The 16,396-nt window shown below is 68.6% G+C and carries 15 protein-coding genes and 2 tRNA genes; 7 read left to right on the plus strand and 10 right to left on the minus strand.

Features of this window, described 5'->3' with window-relative positions; translation table 11 throughout:
* Window positions 1-949 precede the first annotated feature (949 nt).
* The 3 genes from H7827_RS14705 to H7827_RS14715 all read left to right on the plus strand — a co-directional run bounded on the left by H7827_RS14705 (window position 950) and on the right by H7827_RS14715 (window position 4,061).
* Window positions 950-1,141 carry a hypothetical protein gene (locus H7827_RS14705; protein WP_432745651.1) on the plus strand — a complete coding sequence of 64 codons (192 nt, stop codon included), beginning with the start codon at window positions 950-952 and terminating at the stop codon, window positions 1,139-1,141.
* A 995-nt stretch (window positions 1,142-2,136) separates the two neighbouring features.
* Window positions 2,137-2,925, plus strand: a complete 789-nt coding sequence (locus H7827_RS14710; RefSeq protein WP_432745653.1) for a hypothetical protein — start codon at window positions 2,137-2,139, stop codon at window positions 2,923-2,925.
* Between the two features lie 797 nt (window positions 2,926-3,722).
* On the plus strand, window positions 3,723-4,061 hold the full coding sequence (locus H7827_RS14715; protein WP_386537840.1) for a MerR family transcriptional regulator: 339 nt from the start codon (window positions 3,723-3,725) through the stop codon (window positions 4,059-4,061).
* A 98-nt stretch (window positions 4,062-4,159) separates the two neighbouring features.
* Here H7827_RS14715 and H7827_RS14720 read toward each other — a convergent pair whose 3' ends face one another.
* Window positions 4,160-4,297: a hypothetical protein gene (locus H7827_RS14720; protein ID WP_386537842.1), complete on the minus strand. Its 138-nt coding sequence runs from the start codon at window positions 4,295-4,297 to the stop codon at window positions 4,160-4,162.
* Window positions 4,298-4,599: 302 nt separating this feature from the next.
* On the opposite strand from H7827_RS14720, the gene H7827_RS14725 reads away from it, so the two are divergent.
* On the plus strand, window positions 4,600-4,803 hold the full coding sequence (locus H7827_RS14725; RefSeq protein WP_386537844.1) for a cold-shock protein: 204 nt from the start codon (window positions 4,600-4,602) through the stop codon (window positions 4,801-4,803).
* 318 nt (window positions 4,804-5,121) lie between these two features.
* Window positions 5,122-6,636: a DEAD/DEAH box helicase gene (locus tag H7827_RS14730; protein ID WP_432745656.1), complete on the plus strand. Its 1,515-nt coding sequence runs from the start codon at window positions 5,122-5,124 to the stop codon at window positions 6,634-6,636.
* A 177-nt stretch (window positions 6,637-6,813) separates the two neighbouring features.
* On the opposite strand, the gene H7827_RS14735 is transcribed toward H7827_RS14730, so the two are convergent.
* Both H7827_RS14735 and H7827_RS14740 read right to left on the minus strand, forming a co-directional pair.
* Window positions 6,814-6,969, minus strand: coding sequence for a hypothetical protein (locus H7827_RS14735; protein WP_432745658.1), 156 nt, complete (start codon window positions 6,967-6,969; stop codon window positions 6,814-6,816).
* Window positions 6,970-7,139: 170 nt separating this feature from the next.
* A tRNA-Ala gene (locus H7827_RS14740) sits at window positions 7,140-7,212 on the minus strand.
* 143 nt (window positions 7,213-7,355) lie between these two features.
* On the opposite strand from H7827_RS14740, the gene H7827_RS14745 reads away from it, so the two are divergent.
* Entirely contained in the window at window positions 7,356-7,916 is a 561-nt protein-coding gene (locus H7827_RS14745; protein WP_030732633.1) for a helix-turn-helix domain-containing protein, read from the plus strand.
* Between the two features lie 328 nt (window positions 7,917-8,244).
* On the opposite strand, the gene H7827_RS14750 is transcribed toward H7827_RS14745, so the two are convergent.
* Together H7827_RS14750 and H7827_RS14755 are read right to left on the minus strand one after the other, a co-directional pair.
* Window positions 8,245-8,442 carry a ferredoxin gene (locus H7827_RS14750; RefSeq protein ID WP_432745660.1) on the minus strand — a complete coding sequence of 66 codons (198 nt, stop codon included), beginning with the start codon at window positions 8,440-8,442 and terminating at the stop codon, window positions 8,245-8,247.
* Between the two features lie 17 nt (window positions 8,443-8,459).
* Window positions 8,460-9,668, minus strand: coding sequence for a cytochrome P450 (locus tag H7827_RS14755; RefSeq protein ID WP_432745662.1), 1,209 nt, complete (start codon window positions 9,666-9,668; stop codon window positions 8,460-8,462).
* Window positions 9,669-9,769: 101 nt separating this feature from the next.
* Here H7827_RS14755 and H7827_RS14760 point away from each other — a divergent pair, with 101 nt between their 5' ends.
* A complete protein-coding gene (locus tag H7827_RS14760) occupies window positions 9,770-10,426 on the plus strand; it encodes a TetR/AcrR family transcriptional regulator (RefSeq protein WP_432745664.1) in 657 nt (218 codons plus the stop codon).
* A 37-nt stretch (window positions 10,427-10,463) separates the two neighbouring features.
* On the opposite strand, the gene H7827_RS14765 is transcribed toward H7827_RS14760, so the two are convergent.
* The 5 genes from H7827_RS14765 to gyrB form a co-directional block, all read right to left on the minus strand.
* Window positions 10,464-10,607, minus strand: coding sequence for a DLW-39 family protein (locus H7827_RS14765; RefSeq protein ID WP_218941161.1), 144 nt, complete (start codon window positions 10,605-10,607; stop codon window positions 10,464-10,466).
* 201 nt (window positions 10,608-10,808) lie between these two features.
* Window positions 10,809-10,885, minus strand: a tRNA-Ile gene (locus tag H7827_RS14770).
* Between the two features lie 69 nt (window positions 10,886-10,954).
* Complete coding sequence (locus H7827_RS14775; RefSeq protein ID WP_200365977.1) at window positions 10,955-11,539, minus strand: DUF3566 domain-containing protein; 585 nt, start codon at window positions 11,537-11,539, stop codon at window positions 10,955-10,957.
* Between the two features lie 113 nt (window positions 11,540-11,652).
* Entirely contained in the window at window positions 11,653-14,265 is a 2,613-nt protein-coding gene (gene gyrA / locus H7827_RS14780; RefSeq protein ID WP_432745667.1) for a DNA gyrase subunit A, read from the minus strand.
* A 60-nt stretch (window positions 14,266-14,325) separates the two neighbouring features.
* Window positions 14,326-16,380 carry a DNA topoisomerase (ATP-hydrolyzing) subunit B gene (gene gyrB, locus H7827_RS14785; protein ID WP_386537898.1) on the minus strand — a complete coding sequence of 685 codons (2,055 nt, stop codon included), beginning with the start codon at window positions 16,378-16,380 and terminating at the stop codon, window positions 14,326-14,328.
* Window positions 16,381-16,396: the final 16 nt, after the last annotated feature.

Genomic DNA, 16,396 nt, shown 5'->3' on the forward strand with positions numbered 1-16,396 from the left:
TGGGACGAGGCAGACGGTTCCCCTGTGACACGAGAAAAAGTGACCTGCGTCATACAGCCCCCCATGCCGCCGCTCCACCCTCGCGAGTAAACGGAATCAGACACTCAGAGTGAGAATGGCAAATCGCTCTTGACGAGTGCTGTCATCTCTAGGAATCTGGGCCATCCTTCGCCACGCGGCAATCTCGCGGCCGCTGTCCGGCCCGACCACAGTTCTGCCGGTGCGCCGCGCATCATCCCGCGTGGCAGGGGCACACGGGCACCATTCCTCGACTGACCAGCCGAGGTTGTATGCACACCAGAAGGGGGATTGTGGTGGGCAGAGCACTGTGCCGATCCGCATGCGGAAGTACGGGGGAAAAACCAGGCCGGGCCAGTGACGGGGGAACTTTATGCTTGTCGTGCCGGGATCGTCTCATCAATGATCTGCTGAATCTGCCCACGCTGTATTCCGACTGCGGCACAGGCACCCGATCAAATTTGGTGCGCGTCATACGGAAGGTGCCACGGAGGGCCGCCGTCACCGATTCGATGAATCCCGCCGCCGCGGAAATACGGTCTTCGATCTGCACGGTCCTCGCTTCCTGGGCCGGCCTCGTCGCCAACGAGCGCCGACTGGAGCCACCGATCCGGGACGTCCGGACGCTCGCTCACTTTCTGGTGCGGCACGCCGAGTGGCTGAGCCGCCATCCCGCGGCAGGCGAGCTGGTGAACGAAATCCGGGATCTCACGTGTACCGCCAAAGACATCGCGTATCCGGGAAGTGTCCGACGTGTGCGTATCGGCCACTGCCCCGACAGCGAATGCGGTGGTGAACTAGTCGCACGCATCCGCCCGCACAGTGATTTCTCCTCCGAGATTGCCTGCACGATGTCCCCGGGTCACACGTGGCCGATCACTTGGTGGACGAAGCTCGCGCGCCGGATGCAAAACAGCCAGGGGGAAAGAGCGTGAATCGCGACATCGCCGTGACCGGCCTGACCGCCCATGACATCGCCACTCTCTGGCGCATTCCCAAGGGCACCATATACCGCTATGCCCATACGTATCGATGGCGTCGCTACACCGACACCGGGCGCACCTACTACCACCCGGACGACGTAACGACCACCTTTGACACGTTGAGTCTGGAGGAGGGCTAGTACTCCAGCGGGATTTCGCTGTCCGAGCTGCGGGTTCCGGTGAGCGGCTTGAGTGTTGCGGGCCGAGGAATGGTCGGGGGTGGTCTCACGGAGGCCGCCCCTCGACCGTGTGGCAACGTCGTATCCGTCACTGTGAGTCGATGGTCCCGGATGCCTCAGGAGCTTCGCCCTTCTTCCTTGGCCTGGTGTGCCGTGGGGCAGCCGGGAAGGCGTGTGCGAACACGGCGAAGGGTGATGTGCCGATACCAGCCCACGGAGTGGCGGACTTTGCACTGATCCGGGCCGCACTCGTTTTTCGCGGTCTGGAAGCACTCCCCGACGGCCCAGCGCGTCCCGGCTGTCCACCCCGGCTTCCGGGCGGTGGTCTCCGGAGGAGCGTAGGCAAGGTAGTAGGCGATGGCGCCGGGCTTGCGGATCGGGCCCTTGGCGCCCTGGCCTCGGGAAGTCTTCTCCCACGCCGCGCCCGGTGCCTGTGCGAACAGGGCCTCGGTGCGGGAACAGCCCACGGTGAACGGCGACGTGAGCACGGACAGCACGTATCCGACGCCCCAACCGTCGCGACCACCAAGAAAGAACCGGGATGAACGCCCCCGTTTCCATCCTTCTGGGTCCGACTCGATCCGGCTTGGTCCCGGGCCCGTGCTGCCATGTCAGCACGGGCCTCAGCATGATTGCATACGCAATCGGAGCGGGGCGGATTATCCAGTTCGAGGGTGCGGGTCCGCCCGTCGGCCAGATCGATGAGAACCCGTCGCAAGCGCACTCGCTTACCCGGTGCCGCTCAGTGCTCCAGCCCGGCACGGGCAGCAGGCAGCTCGGCCGAACAGCGACGGCAGTTCCTCCCATCAGCCCTCTCCCCACCCCCGGGTGACGACTGGGCGGCCATCCTGCGCCTGCTGCTCCAGTCCCTGTATGAGGAGGCTCGCTACGAGTCCGGCGCGGGCCGAGCGGCACTCCACGGTGGCATCGTCCTGTGCGGATCGGCCCTGTCGGTCATGCACGACCTACTCTCGGGCCAGCAGGCACTGCGCGGGCGTGCCACGCTCGACCTGCGCCCGAGTCCGCTGGGCTTCCGCGCCGCCCGCCGGTCCTGGGACATCGAGGACCTGCACACCGCGTTCCTGGTCGACGCCGTCTGCGGAGGTGTCCCGGGCTGTCAGGTACTCGCCGAACACGACACACCGCAGCACCCGGCCGGCTTCGACGCCTTCGCCGCCAATGGCCTCCTCACCCCCGGACATCCGCTGTACTCGCGCACCGAGACCGAATACCTCCTGCGCGAGGACCCGCGCCTGGACCAGCGGTCCGCCTCCTACCCCCTGCTGGGCGCCATGGTCGGCGGAGCAACGACCCCCACGGAGATCGGCGCCCGCATCGGAAAGGAACGCTCCACCACCGCACACGCCCTCGAAGTCCTGGAAGCAGCCGGATACGCCCGGCGCGACCGGGATCTCCTCAAGAAGCGCTCCCTCTCCCAACTGGTCCCCGACCCGGTGATCCGCTTCAACCAAGCACCGCCCGCACCAGGCACGAAGTCGACGTCACTCTCCTCGGCCCCGGCGAATCCCCCCGTCAGGCCCACCGCACCATCCGGCTGGTCGGCGAGGCCAAGGCGACCGCCTGACCGCGCGGCCCCGAGGACCTCGACCGCCTCGAACACATCCGCGCCCTCCTCGCCCGGCAGGGCCACCACACGGAAGGCGCGGTCCTCGCGCTCTTCTCCCTCCACGGTTTCTGGCCCGACCTGGAAGCCATCACCGCCCACCGCGACGATGTCCTCCTGATCAGCCCGCCAGAGCTCTACGGCCGCACCCTGGCGTAGTGGGTGAGCCTGGCCGGAGCTGGACCGCCGGGCACCCATCTCGTGACCTGTACCGACTATCTCTCTGCCTGGGTCACAAAAATCTATGTCGGCCGGAGTAGACATTGGGCAGCGGTGTAGCTATGGTTTCTCTCGTAACCAGAAAGACCGCAGGGCCCGGCAGACACGAACTGCCGGGCAGCAGTATCCGCAGTTCGCAGGACGGTGCGGTGGTGGAGTTTCGAAGCCAGGGTTGTTGCAGGACGGCGACGGGGCTGACGACCGGACCGGGTGGCCCGTAGTGATCAGGGGCCGCCGAGAGCAGTACCGCAGTTCACGCAGCAGTGTGGGCAGCACCTCGGTGAAGGCGTCGGCTGCGGACGCACGCACCGGGAGGTTCGACAGTGAGGTTCCAAGCCGGAGCAGACGCAGGACGGGCAACGGGGCCGGCTGTCGAAGGGTGGTGCTGTGACAGGCCACCGAGCATTGTGCAGGACAGCAGTAGGCAAGTGATTGATCCCAGAGGGAAGAACGGAGGAGGCAGGCACCATCAGGATCGCCTGGGCGGATTTTTGAGCCCAGGTACCGCAGGACATCGATAGTGAGGTGGTCTCCGGTCAAGCAACCGCGATCCCCGCAGCCCCGACAGCGTTCAGGTCGGGCCGGCGGACACAGAAGGCCGGCGCAGTATCAGGGCCGGCAGATGGTGTAGCAGTTCCTTCGGGGCCCGGGTGCCGTACGGCACCCGGGCCCCTCCACGCGTTCCGCAGAGAGGTGCCAATGACAGCAGACGACTCCTTCGGCCGTCTCGACGACGACGACTATCCCGCCTACACGATGGGCCGGGCCGCCGAGATGCTCGGTACCACGCAGGGCTTTCTCCGCGCCATCGGCGAAGCCCGCCTCATCACCCCGCTGCGTTCCGAGGGCGGCCACCGCCGCTACTCCCGCTACCAGCTCCGCATCGCCGCCCGTGCCCGGGAGCTCGTCGACCAGGGCACCCCCATCGAAGCCGCCTGCCGCATCGTCATCCTCGAAGACCAGCTCGAGGAAGCCCAGCGCATCAACGCCGAATACCGCCGGGCCGCCGCCTCACAGAAGCCGACAACCGCGGGCTGAGGCGGCCCGGTCCCGCCTGTGCGCGGAGCGTACTGCGGGCCGGGCCCCGGGCGGACCGCCCACCCGACGGGTACGCCACCGACGATGGCCAACGGCCGTCAGCCGATGGTGGCGGGATCCGGGGCATGGGTGAGCGGCCATGAACGCGTCAGGACGCGCTCATGGGCCGCCGCCGGGAAAAAGGTTGCCGCCGCGACGATCGCGCCCGCCGAGCCGTATGTGACGACCGCTTCCACCGGAACACTGTTTCGCGTGTGAGCCAATATCTATTGCCGCGGGACGAGGGTTAACCATGTCGCGCGGACAGCGTGTTTATCACAGCGAACAAATTCACTTTATCGGCCGTGCGCGGGCCACTACCGCATGCTACTGTCGATATCAGTTGCAGTTGTGGTTCCCAAAAACTTCAACGCTTACATCAGAGTTCAGCCGAGAAAAGCGTTTTGTATCCGGTAGTTCTCCGGGCCGGGCATCATCGCGGCGACCCGGTATCCGTGGATCGCGGGTGTCGGCGTACTGCCCCACAAGGAGATATGACATGGCGTCTGGCACTGTGAAGTGGTTCAACGCGGCCAAGGGCTTCGGCTTCATCGAGCAGGACGGTGGAGGTGCTGACGTGTTCGCCCACTTCTCGAACATCGCCGCCGAGGGCTTCCGCGAGTTGCTCGAAGGCCAGAAGGTCACCTTCGACCTCGCATCGGGCCAAAAGGGCCCGATGGCCGAAAACATCATTCCCGCCTGACGCTGACGCGCACTTCGTAGCTGGGCCGCATCTCTCGGGGCGCGGGCCACAGCTACGGAATTCCCCTCAGTGATGCCTCCCGCAGGACAGACCCCCAGCTCTCCTCCAGGAGTGCACGTCTTTCCCGGGCCGCACCCATCGATGTCCGGGGTCTCACTCCGAAATGACGTCACCCATTTCATCGCCTCCGCCCCGGACCGGGTTCACAGCAGGCGATATTCATTCAGCATTCCATTTCGGCCCGTTCTTGTGATTCCCCGTGCTGCCCTTCCGCTGCGGAAATTCCTTGATACGTGCCGTATCAAGGAAGGTTCTCAAATGAACCCCACACGCACGAACGACCGCACCCCCCGGACCCGCCGGACCGGCGGCCCCGCTCTCGGTTCCGGCGCCGCTACGGGCCGGGGCACTCGCTTCGGCTCGCCCGCTCCGAGCCGTTCCGGGAGCCCGAGCCGCTCGGGCGGCCATGGTCGGCGTTCCGCCGCGGCCTCGGGCGAGTTCGCCCCGCCGAAGACGATCACGCCCGCACTGCCCGCGGCCGAGGCGTTCGCCGACCTCGACATGCCCGCCCAGCTGCTGGCCGCGCTGACCGCGCGGGGCATGAGCGCCCCGTTCCCGATCCAGGGCGCGACCCTGCCCAACACTCTCGCCGGCCGCGACGCCCTGGGACGCGGGCGCACCGGATCCGGCAAGACCCTCGCCTTCGGCCTCGCCCTGCTGGCCCGCACCGCGGGCCGGCGCGCCGAGCCCCGCCAGCCGCTTGCCCTGATCCTCGTCCCGACGCGTGAGCTGGCCCAGCAGGTGACCGACGCACTCACCCCCTACGCCCGCTCCGTGAAGCTGCGCCTGGCGACCGTCGTAGGCGGAATGTCGATCGGCCGCCAGGCCAACGCGCTGCGGGGCGGCGCCGAAGTCGTCGTCGCCACGCCGGGCCGGCTCAAGGACCTCATCGACCGCGGTGACTGCCGGCTGAACCAGGTCGCGATCACCGTCCTGGACGAGGCCGACCAGATGGCCGACATGGGCTTCATGCCCCAGGTGACCGCGCTCTTGGACCAGGTGCGCCCCGAAGGCCAGCGGATGCTCTTCTCCGCCACCCTCGACCGCAACGTCGACCTTCTGGTCCGCCGCTACCTCACCGACCCGGTCGTCCACTCCGTCGACCCATCCGCCGGCGCGGTCACCACGATGGAGCACCACGTACTGCATGTGCGCGGCGCGGACAAAAACCGTACGACCACCGAGATCGCGGCCCGCGACGGCCGGGTGATCATGTTCCTGGACACCAAGCGCGCTGTGGACAAGCTCACCGACCACCTGCTGGCCAGCGGTGTGAGGGCCGCCGCCCTGCACGGCGGGAAAGCACAGTCGCAGCGCACCCGGACCCTGACCCAGTTCAAGACCGGACACGTCACCGTGCTCGTCGCCACCAACGTCGCCGCACGCGGCATCCACGTCGACAACCTCGACCTCGTCGTCAATATCGACCCGCCGACCGACCACAAGGACTACCTCCACCGCGGTGGCCGCACCGCGCGGGCCGGCGAGTCAGGCAGCGTCGTCACCCTCGTCACCCCGAACCAGCGCCGCGACATGAGCCGTCTCATGACCGCCGCCGGGATCGTGCCCCGGACCACCCAGATCCGCTCGGGCGAAGAGGCGCTGAGCCAGATCACCGGCGCCCAGGCACCTTCCGGCATCCCCGTCACGATCACCGCGCCGGTGGCCGAGCGACGCAAGCGCAGCGCGGCCTCGCCCCGCCGACGCCTCCCCGCCTCGGCTGCCCCGCGCAGGACCGCGCGGCAGACGTCCTTCGGCGCGGCGGGGGCCTAGAAATCTCATGATCAGGTAACAGACGCCCCCCCGCACACCAGACCGCGGTGAACGCCGTGGACAAAGGCGCACTGCGAGTCTGCGACGACATGACCACCGACGTCGCTCTGTCCGGCATCGGCCCCGGGGTCGGTACGTCGGTTGTCGGTTGTCAGTTGTCGGTGAGAACGATCATGGTCATGGCGTGAGCGTGCCGACCAGGGTCTCGTACTCGCGGCGGACCTTGCGCTGAGCCGGGGCCACCGGAACACCTCGGCCATCGGCGAGCCGCTGACAGCGGGCCAGGAGCCCGCGGAGCCCGTCGGGGACGCGCAGGGCGGCTGGCTCACCCATCAACTCACCTCTCCGCAGCCGCACTCCGTGGTCCGGCCCAGGAGATCACCGGGAGAGACAGGGGAAGCCAACCCCTTGGGAGGCACGGACCGCCTCTGCGCCCAGCGAGAACCAGTGGGCACAAAAGAGCCCTCCGAACTGCGTTTCCGCCGTTCGGAGGGCATCCAACGTGGAGCCTAGGAGAGTCGAACTCCTGACATCCGCCATGCAAAGACGGCGCTCTACCAACTGAGCTAAGGCCCCGGGGCCCTCTCGGGCATGCCCTAGCGTACCCAATCTTCCCACCGGAAACCGACCGGGTATCGCCCCGCGCCACCGCGCTCCGTAGGATGACGCGCAACTTCGCTCACGTGAAGCGATCAGGGGAGAACAAAGGGGAGAGAACGATGGACTCAGCCCAGCAGGAGGCCACGGAGAAGGCGAGAGAGCAGCAGACCACCTGGTACGGAGAGCCCCTGGGCACCCTTTTCCGCAGGCTGATCACCGACCTCGGCCTCAACCAGGCACGGCTCGCCGTCGTTCTCGGGCTGTCGGCACCCATGCTCTCCCAGCTGATGAGCGGACAGCGGGCGAAGATCGGCAACCCCGCCGTCGTCCAGCGGGTCCGCGCGCTGCAGGAACTTGCCACCGAGGTACGCGCCGGCCACCTGAGCGCCGCCGAGGCCACCGCCGCCATGGACGACATCCGCCGCAACTCCGGCGGCAACGTCCTGGGCGCCCACTCCGGCACCGCCCGCTCCGGCTCCCTGGGCATCCCCGCCAACCCCACCAAGCGCGTCGTCCGCGAGATCCAGGCGCTGCTGCGCTCGGTCTCCGACGCCACCGAGATCCAGAGCGCCTCCCGGCTGCTCACCGACAGCCATCCCGAACTTGCGGAGTTCCTGCGGATCTACGGCATCGCCCGCACCCGTGAGGCCGTCGAGCACTACGAGAGCCACCAGGGCTGATAGGGAGGTCCTCGCGGCGGCCGTCGAGCTGCTGACCGGTGAGGAGGGCCCTGGGCGCACGGCAGCGGGTGGAGGTCGCGCAGCCGCCGTCCGCCCGGGGCCGACCAGCAGCAGCACCCCGAGCCCGTCCGTCACCGGTCGTCCTTCAGTACCTGGGCGCCCGGGGCCAACACGTCGAGCGTCGTGGGCTACGTGCCGGCGCGGCCGGCATGAGCATCAGCATCGTGCCCGCCGCGCCCGCGAGCCCCCTGTCCGCGCGTCGTATCCGGTCCATGGTCACGGGGCCCCGCGACCCCGTGACGTACCGGGCCCCGTCCTGCCCGCCGGTCTACCCGCCGCTCACTCGGAGCGCGCCGGACGGGCACAGGGCGACCGCATCGCGTACCAGCGCCTCCTGCTCCCGGGTGGGTTCGGGGGCCAGGAGGACGACGGTGCCCTGGTGTTCCTCCTGGTCGAAGACCTCGGGCGCGGTGAGCGCGCACATCCCGGCCGCCACGCACACCTGTTGATCCGCCGTGATCCGCACGGCGGTCCGCTCCCCGCTCACCAGGTGACGGGCAGCCGGTGCAGCCCGTGGATGGCGGCCCGGGTGCGTACGGGTACCTCTTCGGGCGGGGCGGCGAGCCGTAGTCCCGGGAAGCGCTGCAGGAGGGCGGGGAAGGCCAGCCGCAGCTCGATCCTGGCGAGTTGCTGGCCCAGGCACTGGTGGATGCCGTGGCCGAAGGCGAGATGCCCCGGCCGGTCGGCCGCCGCGTCGGGGCGGTCCGCGTCGGTGAAGCGCTCCGGGTCGCGGTTGGCGGCACCGAGGTGGAGGGTCACCGTCTCGCCGGCCCGGATCAGCTGCCCCTCGATCTCGACATCGGTCACGGCGGTACGCACGAGGACGTACACCACGCTGAGGTAGCGCAGCAGTTCCTCGACGGTGGTGTTGATGGTGACCGGATCGGCGGCGGCCGCTCGCACAGCTGGATCGGTCAGCAGGACGAGGGTGCCCAGCGCGAGCACGTTGGAAGTGGTCTCGTGTCCTGCGATGAGCAGCAGGGTGGACATGCCGGCGATCTCGCGGTCGGAGAGCGTGGGGTCGGCGGCCAGGGAGCTGATCAGGTCGTCGGCGGGCTCGGCGCGTTTGGCGGCCACCAGTCCCTGGAGGTAGCCGGTCAGCCGGTCCAGGGCCGCGGTGACCTCCTCCTCCGGGAGCTCGAAGTCGATGAGCTGTTCGGTGTCGCGCCGGAAACCGGCCCGGTCGGAGTAGGGGACGCCGAGCAGTTCGCAGATGACCAGGGAGGGGACGGGCAGCGCGAAGTCCTGTACCAGGTCGGACGGGGCTCCGGCGGCGGCCATCGCGTCGAGCCGCTCGGTGATGATCTCGCCGATCCGGCCCTCCAGCTGCCGCATCCGGCGCACGGTGAACTGCCCGGTGAGCAGCTTGCGGTAGCGGATGTGGTCGGGCGGGTCCATCAACAGGAAGAAGCCGGAGGGGGTGACGTCCTTCGGCTTCTCGGGCCGCCCCATGGGCGGGTGGTTGAGTTCGGGGCGCGTGCTGAACCGGGGGTCGGCGAGGATCGCGCGGGCAGTGGTGTGGCCGGTGGCCAGCCAGCCGAGGTGGCCGTCGGCGAAGGTCATGCGGCGGATCCGCGGCTCGCCGGCCGGGGCGGTCAGCCCGGGCGGCGGATCGAAGGGGTTCGGCCGGGCGAGGGGCAGCGCCTGTGGTGCGGGTTCGGCAGCTGTGCCGGGCATCGTCACATCGCTCATGACCACGCCTTACCCCGGAAAACAGCACTCGATGCAAAATCTCATCTCGTGAAAATTTTCAGCAAGCGCTATTTTCGGCCACGGTGTGCTAGGTTCTCGCCGTGACCGAGGAACCGGGGCTGCGCCAACGCAAGAAACGCCGCACCCGGCAAGCCCTCATCGAAGCCGCCCTGCGCCTGTTCGCCGAACAGGGATACGAGCGCACCACGCTCCATCAGATCGCCGCCGCGGCCGACATCTCCACCCGCACCTTCTTCAGCTACTTCGCGAGCAAGGAAGATGTGGTCTTCTTCGACTTCGAGCCGCGCCGCCTGCACGCGCTGGCCATCATCAGCGACCGCGCCCCCGGCGAGAGCCTGAGCACACTGCTGCGCCGCACCGTACGGGGCATCACCACCGACCGGGACACCGGCGTGGACCGGCTCTTCGCCCTCGCTCCCGTCCGCGACGCCCTGGTGGCCACGGTCCCCGCCCTCCAGGCCCGCGAACTCCACCTCACCTTCGCCCTCCAGCGGGATCTGGCCGACGCCCTGACGGAGGTCTTCGCCGGTGAACTCACCCCGCTCGACGCCATGACGGCCATCGGCGCGCTCAGCGGCGCCCAGCAACTGGTCGCCTCGGTGGTCCTGGAGAACGGCGGCTCCCCCGAGGACCTGCACGCCGCCATCACCCGCACCACCGACATCGTCCTCGACGGACTGCGCCGCCTGGACGGCCACCAGGAGCCGCACGACAGCACAACGGGCCCCGGCCGCTAGCTGCGCGGCAGGGGCCCGGAGGCGATATGCCTGGGAGTCAGACGCCCGCTGGGGTGGAGTCGGCCGGCACGGTGTCCGTGGCCTCCGTCCAGAGGTCGTCCTCGGCCTTCTTGGCCTGGAGCTGCCGGTACACGAGGAGGCCACCGACGGTGGCCAGTGCGACCAGGAGGAGCTTCTTCACCGCGCTACCTCGTCCTTCTTCGACGTAAACAATCATCCGCCGCCCGATGATACCGAATGAGCCGGGCGAAGCGCCGCTGTCAAGAGCGAGCAGGGCTCACCCGGTCGGGCGGACCCGCCGAGCGCGGTGCCCCGACCGGCGGTTGGCGTCAACCGGTGACACAGAACGCCCCCGGCCGAACCCGGCCGGGGGCGTTCACGCTGGTGGGGCTAACAGGACTTGAACCTGTGGCCTCATCCTTATCAGGGATGCGCTCTAACCATCTGAGCTATAGCCCCTCGCGCACGGCAAGGTTAGCGCATCCCGGCCCCGCTTCCCAAATCGGTTGGCGGAACCCTGATCTGCGGTTACTCGTCCTCCGCCAAGGTGACCTCCACACCGCCGACGAAGCCCGCCGACAGGTTGTAGATGAAGGCCCCCAGCGTGGCCAGCGCGGTGGCCAGCACCACGTCGATCACCGCGATCAGCGTGGTGAACATCAGCACCCGCGGCAGCGACAGGAACGCCTCCAGGTCGAAGCCCGAGCCGTCCTCCGCGCCCGTCGCCTCGATGATCACGTCACCGATGGAGGAGAAGACCCCCATCGCGTCCATGACCATCCACAGCACCCACACGGCGATGATCGTGCAGATGCCGACCGCGATCGACAGCAGAAAGCTGACCTTCATCACCGACCACGGATCGGCCTTGGCCACCCGCAGCCGCGCCTTGCGGGTACGCGGCACCGTACGGGCCCCCGTACGCGGCCGGCGCACCCCTCCGCCGGAGGTGCCACCGCCCAGGGTGCCTCCGCCGGAGGTGCCCCCGCCGCCGCCCTGGTGGCCGACGGACGGGGCACCGCCCGGCGGCGCCGGGTAGGCCTGCGGCGGATGGTACGTCTGGCCGGTCTGCCCGTCCTGTGAATAAGGATCCACCGGTCTGGCGCTGGTCATCGTGGAACCCCCACGAGTCGTCTCTTCCTGGGACGGCCCGGCGGACTGTGGCCCGGCCTCACTGCTCGTACCGCTCGTAGCGCCCTGTGCGGCGCCCGCGGCACCCCTCACGCCTACTCCTCGTCGCTTGTGACCGGGCCGGCGTCGCCCTCGGCGCCGCCGTCGCCCTCGATGGCCTCGACTTCCTCGGCCTCCCGGCCCGCCTCGGCATTGCGTGCGATGCCGACGACGGCATCCCGCTTCCCGAGGTTGATGAGCTGGACGCCCATGGTGTCACGGCCGGTCTCCCGCACCTCGTTCACCCGGGTACGGATCACGCCACCGCCCAGGGTGATGGCCAGGATCTCGTCGGTGGCCTCCACCACCAGCGCGCCGACCAGCGAACCGCGGTCCTCGACGATCTTCGCCGCCTTGATCCCCAGGCCGCCGCGGCCCTGCACCCGGTACTCGTCCACCGGGGTCCGCTTGGCGTAACCGCCGTCCGTGGCGGTGAACACGTACGTGCCCGCCCGCACCACGTTCATCGACAGCAGTTCGTCACCGGGGCGGAAACTCATCCCCTTCACCCCGGACGTGGCCCGGCCCATCGGCCGCAGCGAGTCATCGGTGGCGGTGAACCGGATGGACTGCGCCTTCTTGCTGATCAGCAGCAGATCGTCGTCCGCCGAGACCAGTTCGGCACCGATCAGCTCGTCGTCGCGGCCGTCCTCCATCTCCCGCAGGTTGATGGCGATGACCCCGCCCGAGCGCGGCGAGTCGTAGTCCTTGAGCGCGGTCTTCTTCACCAGACCCGACTTGGTGGCCAGCACCAGGTACGGCGCCGCCTCGTAGTCGCGCACCGCGAGGATCTCGGCGATCCGCTCATCGGGCTGGAACGCCAGCAGGTTCGCCACGTGCTGGCCGCGCGCGTCGCGGCCGGCGTCCGGCAGCTCGTACGCCTTCGCCCGGTACACCCGGCCCTTGTTGGTGAAGAACAGCAGCCAGTGGTGCGTGGTGGAGACGAAGAAGTGGTCGACGATGTCGTCCTCGCGCAGCTTGGTGCCGCGCACCCCCTTGCCGCCGCGCTTCTGCGCCCGGTAGTCCACCGCCTTGGTGCGCTTGACGTAGCCGCCGCGCGTGATCGTGACGACGATGTCCTCTTCGGCGATCAGGTCCTCGATGGACATGTCGCCCTCGAACGGCACCAGCGCGGTGCGCCGGTCGTTCCCGAACTTGGCGACGATCGCCGCCAGTTCCTCGGAGATGATGGTGCGCTGCCGCGCCGGGGAGGCCAGGATCGCGTTGTACTCGTCGATCTTCGCCTGGAGCTCGTCGTGCTCGGCGATGATCCGCTGCCGCTCCAGGGCCGCGAGGCGGCGCAGCTGCATCTCCAGGATCGCGTTCGCCTGGATCTCGTCGATCTCCAGCAGCCGCATCAGGCCGCCGCGCGCCACATCGGCCGTGTCCGAGCGCCGGATCAGCGCGATGACCTCGTCGATGGCGTCCAGGGCCTTCAGCAGACCGCGCAGGATGTGCGCCCGCTCCTCGGCCTTGCGCAGCCGGTAGCGGGTGCGGCGCACGATCACGTCGATCTGGTGGTTCACCCAGTTGCGGATGAACGCGTCCAGCGACAGGGTGCGCGGCACCCCGTCCACCAGCGCCAGCATGTTGGCGCCGAAGTTGGTCTGCAGGTCGGTGTGCTTGTAGAGGTTGTTCAGCACCACCTTGGCGACCGCGTCCCGCTTGAGGACGATCACCAGCCGGCGGCCGGTGCGCGAGGAGCTCTCGTCCCGCACGTCGGCGATCCCGCCGACCCGGCCGTCCTTCACCAGATCGGCGATCTTCAGCGCGAGGTTGTCGGGGTTGACCTGGTACGGCAGCTCGGTGACCACCAGGCACTGCCGGCCCTGGACCTCCTCCACCGCGACGACCGCCCGCATGGTGATCGAGCCGCGGCCGGTGCGGTACGCCTCCTCGATGCCCTTGCGGCCCACCACCAGCGCGCTGGTGGGGAAGTCGGGGCCCTTGATCCGCTCGATCAGGGCCTCCAGCAGCTCCTCGGGGCTCGCCTCGGGGTGCTCCAGGTACCACTGGGCGCCGGCCGCGACCTCGCGCAGGTTGTGCGGCGGGATGTTGGTGGCCATGCCGACCGCGATACCGGCCGAGCCGTTGATGAGGAGGGAGGGGAAGCGCGACGGGAGGACCGTCGGCTCCTGGTTGCGGCCGTCGTAGTTGTCCTGGAAGTCGACGGTCTCCTCGTCGATGTCCCGGAGCATCTCCATCGCCAGCGGCGCCAGGCGGCACTCGGTGTACCGCATGGCGGCGGCCGGGTCGTTGCCCGGGGAGCCGAAGTTGCCGTTGGAGTCGACCAGCGGCATCCGCATGGTCCAGGTCTGGGCGAGCCGCACCAGGGCGTCGTAGATGGAGCTGTCGCCGTGCGGGTGGTACGTACCCATGACGTCACCGACGACGCGGGCGCACTTGTAGAAGCCGCGCTCGGGGCGGTACCCGCCGTCGTACATGGCGTACAGCACGCGCCGGTGCACCGGCTTGAGGCCGTCGCGCACGTCGGGCAGCGCGCGCGAGACGATCACGCTCATCGCGTAGTCGAGATACGAACGCTGCATCTCGGTCTCGAGCGTCACCGGCTCGATGCGCTGGACCACTTCTTCTTCGAGCACCGCGGCGGGGTTCTCGGCGATGGGGGAGTCCCCGCCGTCCGAGGGGGGAGTGATGTCGTCGGCCATGACGGAAGTCGGATTCCTCTCAAGCTGCTCAGGCTGCTACGGCTGCCAGGTGGGTGGTGCTCAGATGTCCAGGAACCGGACGTCCTTGGCATTGCGCTGGATGAAGGACCGGCGTGCCTCCACGTCCTCGCCCATGAGGATGGAGAACAGGTCGTCGGCGGCGGCGGCGTCATCGAGCGTCACCTGGCGCAGCACGCGGTGCGCGATGTCCATGGTGGTCACGCGCAGCTCTTCGGCGTTCATCTCGCCCAGGCCCTTGAAGCGCTGGATGGAGTCCTCGCGGATGCGCTTGCCGCGCTCGCGGCCCAGCAGGATCAGGGAGTCACGCTCCCGGTCGGAGTAGGCGTACTCGAACTCGTCGCGGCCCCACTTGATCTTGTACAGGGGCGGCTGGGAGAGGAAGACGTGTCCGGCCTCGACCAGGGGGCGCATGAAGCGGAAGAGGAGGGTGAGCAGCAGGGTGTTGATGTGCTGGCCGTCGACATCGGCGTCCGCCATCAAGATGATCTTGTGGTAGCGGAGCTTGTCGATGTCGAAGTCCTCGTGGATACCGGTGCCGAACGCCGAGATCAGCGCCTGGACCTCGGTGTTCTGCAGGACCTTGTCGATCCTGGCCTTCTCCACGTTGAGGATCTTGCCGCGGATGGGCAGGATCGCCTGGAACTGCGGATCACGGCCGGCCTTGGCGCTGCCGCCGGCCGAGTCGCCCTCCACGATGAAGATCTCGCACTTGGCGGCGTCGTTGGACTGGCAGTCGCTGAGCTTGCCGGGCAGCGAGGCCGTCTCCAGCAGACCCTTGCGGCGGGTGAGATCGCGCGCCTTGCGGGCCGCCACCCGGGCGGTGGCCGCCTGGATGGACTTGCGGATGATGTCGGCGGCCTCGGACGGGTTGCGGTCCAGCCAGTCGGTGAAGTGCTCGTGCACGATCTTCTGCACGAACGTCTTCGCCTCGGTGTTGCCGAGCTTCGTCTTGGTCTGGCCCTCGAACTGCGGCTCGCCCAGCTTGACGGAGATGATCGCCGTCAGACCCTCGCGGATGTCCTCACCGGTGAGGTTGTCGTCCTTCTCGCGCAGCAGCTTCTTGTCCCGGGCGTACCGGTTGACCAGCGCGGTCAGCGCCGCCCTGAAGCCCTCCTCGTGGGTGCCGCCCTCATGCGTGTGGATGGTGTTGGCGAAGGAGTAGACCCCCTCGCTGTACTGGGTGTTCCACTGCATCGCGATCTCGACCGAGAGCTTGCGCTCGGTGTCCTCCGCCTCGATGTCGATCACCGAGGGGTGCACCGGCTCGCCCTTGCGGGAGTTGAGATGCCGCACGAAGTCGGAGATGCCGCCCTCGTAGTGGTAGGTCACGGTACGCGGCTGGTCGTCGTCCTCCGCCGCCACCGAGTCCGCACCCGAGGTCTGCTTCGCCGCCGCCCGCTCGTCGGTCAGCGAGATGGTCAGCCCCTTGTTCAGGAACGCCATCTCCTGGAAACGCCGCGACAGCGTCTCGAAGGAGTAGACCGTCGTCTCGAAGATGTCGCCGTCGGCCCAGAACGAGACCGTCGTGCCCGTCTCGGACGTCTCCTCGTGCCGCGCCAGCTCGGCGGTGGGCACGCCCAGCGCGTACTCCTGCGTCCAGCGGTAACCGTCCGTACGGATATCCACCGCCACCTTGGTGGACAGCGCGTTCACCACGGACACGCCCACCCCGTGCAGACCGCCGGAGACCGCGTAACCGCCGCCGCCGAACTTGCCGCCCGCGTGCAGCACCGTCAGCACGACCTCGACCGCCGGCTTGCCCTCCGAGGCCACCACGCCCACCGGGATACCGCGGCCGTTGTCCACGACCCGGACCCCGCCGTCCGCCAGCAGCGTCACATCGATGGTGTCCGCGTAACCGGCCAGCGCCTCGTCGACCGCGTTGTCCACCACCTCGTACACCAGGTGGTGCAGACCGCGTTCACCGGTCGACCCGATGTACATGCCCGGGCGCATACGCACCGCGTCCAGGCCCTCCAGCACCGTGATCGCACTGGCGTCGTACGCCGCAGCCTCCGCCGGCACACCGAGCGCGACCTCCGGCTCTTCGCCGGGGGTCGGAATGTTGTTGTTGGAATCGCCGGAATCGGCCACGAAGCGCCCTTTCTGG

Origin of the sequence: Streptomyces sp. JH002 (assembly GCF_050916115.1) — a bacterium.
Lineage (GTDB): Bacteria > Actinomycetota > Actinomycetes > Streptomycetales > Streptomycetaceae > Streptomyces > Streptomyces xiamenensis.

What these genes read in the sequence shown, in the direction of transcription:
- H7827_RS14710 (WP_432745653.1), top strand. Translation starts at nt 2,137, where the DNA reads ATGCACGACCTACTCTCGGGCCAGCAGGCACTGCGCGGGCGTGCCACG.
- H7827_RS14715 (WP_386537840.1), top strand. Translation starts at nt 3,723, where the DNA reads ATGACAGCAGACGACTCCTTCGGCCGTCTCGACGACGACGACTATCCC.
- H7827_RS14725 (WP_386537844.1), top strand. Translation starts at nt 4,600, where the DNA reads ATGGCGTCTGGCACTGTGAAGTGGTTCAACGCGGCCAAGGGCTTCGGC.
- H7827_RS14730 (WP_432745656.1), top strand. Translation starts at nt 5,122, where the DNA reads ATGAACCCCACACGCACGAACGACCGCACCCCCCGGACCCGCCGGACC.
- H7827_RS14735 (WP_432745658.1), bottom strand. Translation starts at nt 6,969, where the DNA reads ATGGGTGAGCCAGCCGCCCTGCGCGTCCCCGACGGGCTCCGCGGGCTC.
- H7827_RS14745 (WP_030732633.1), top strand. Translation starts at nt 7,356, where the DNA reads ATGGACTCAGCCCAGCAGGAGGCCACGGAGAAGGCGAGAGAGCAGCAG.
- H7827_RS14755 (WP_432745662.1), bottom strand. Translation starts at nt 9,668, where the DNA reads ATGAGCGATGTGACGATGCCCGGCACAGCTGCCGAACCCGCACCACAG.
- H7827_RS14775 (WP_200365977.1), bottom strand. Translation starts at nt 11,539, where the DNA reads ATGACCAGCGCCAGACCGGTGGATCCTTATTCACAGGACGGGCAGACC.
- gyrA (WP_432745667.1), bottom strand. Translation starts at nt 14,265, where the DNA reads ATGGCCGACGACATCACTCCCCCCTCGGACGGCGGGGACTCCCCCATC.